Source organism: Kitasatospora sp. NPDC007106, assembly GCF_040634455.1.
Taxonomy (GTDB): domain Bacteria; phylum Actinomycetota; class Actinomycetes; order Streptomycetales; family Streptomycetaceae; genus Kitasatospora; species Kitasatospora arboriphila.
Map to the genome: position 1 here is coordinate 1 of NZ_JBEYFP010001349.1, position 1,193 is coordinate 1,193.

Genomic DNA, 1,193 nt, shown 5'->3' on the forward strand with positions numbered 1-1,193 from the left:
TGGTGCGAAATTGTTGCGGTGGGTGGGGTGCCGGCCCGGGGAATCGCTTGCGGTCACTCGTGCGGAACCGTGTGGCCGCGCCGGCGTCCATGACCGTCAGCGGGCCGCTCGGCCAGTGGCGGCAGTGGACCGGCCTGCCCTTCGACCGCGACGGCGCCACCGAGGTGCCCGGCGCGCCGGTGCCCGTGCCCGTGCCCGTGCACGTCGACCTCGCCCACGACGAGGCGGTCCACGTCGAACCCGACGTCCGGGTCCGGCACCCGCTGCGGCCGGGCGACGACGCCTGACGGACGGTCACGTGGTCGCGGCTCGGCACCCGCCCGGTAGCCTGCCGGGGTGGCCTACCAGATGGTGATCTTCGACAACGACGGAACGCTCGTCGACAGCGAGCACACCGCGCACCGCGTGCTCTCCGATTACCTCACCGAGCTCGGCTACCCGACCACGCTCGAAGAGTCGTTCCACCACTTCCTCGGCAACGCCGGGCGCAACGTGCACACCGTCGTCGCCGACCGGTACGGCGGCGCCCTGCCGGAGGACTTCACCGCCCGCTGCCACGAGCGCGTCTTCGCCGCGTTCCAGCAGGGCGTCGACGCCTCGTCCGGCGCGGCCGAGCTCCTCGCCGAACTGGAACGGCGCGAGCTGCGCTACTGCCTCGCCTCCTCCTCCGACCACGCGTGGATCGACCTCACCCTGGACCGCTCCGGCCTGCGCCCGCACCTGCCCGCCCCGCTGGTCTTCAGCGCCGAGGACGTCGCCGGCATCGGCAAGCCCGCGCCGGACCTCTTCCTGCACGCCGCCCGGGCGATGGGCGTCGCCCCCGAGGACTGCCTGGTCGTCGAGGACAGCCCCAACGGCGTCCTCGCCGCACGGGCCGCGGGCATGGACGTCCTCGGCTACACCGCACTGATGCCCGCCGACCGCCTCGCCGCCGCCGGCGCGACCGCGCTGATCGGCGAACTCCGGCAGGTCCTCGACCACGTGGCCCGAGCCGACCCGATCTCACGGAACGTCTGCTGAACAGCAGGGGAGAGGTGGAGCCGTGCAACGGGCGCAGGTGAGGGTGGGGGCACTGCTGGTCGCCGGTGACGCCGTGTGCCTGATCCGCCGCCAACGGCCGGACGGAGTGCAGCACTCACTGCCCGGCGGCCTCGTCGAGGCCGGCGAGGACGCGTTCTCGGCGTTGCACCGGG

Annotated in this window: 2 protein-coding genes and 1 pseudogene; all 3 read left to right on the forward strand. The window is 73.6% G+C overall.

Features of this window, described 5'->3' with window-relative positions; all coding sequences use genetic code 11:
* Positions 1 to 86: 86 nt before the first annotated feature.
* Positions 87 to 287 (forward strand): annotated as a pseudogene (locus ABZ641_RS38390) (hypothetical protein); the annotation flags it as partial.
* Between the two features lie 49 nt (positions 288 to 336).
* A complete protein-coding gene (locus ABZ641_RS38395; protein ID WP_359989301.1) occupies positions 337 to 1,020 on the forward strand; it encodes an HAD family phosphatase in 684 nt (227 codons plus the stop codon).
* A 43-nt stretch (positions 1,021 to 1,063) separates the two neighbouring features.
* Positions 1,064 to 1,193: NUDIX domain-containing protein (locus tag ABZ641_RS38400; protein ID WP_359989303.1), on the forward strand; the 130-nt coding region annotated here is incomplete at its 3' end.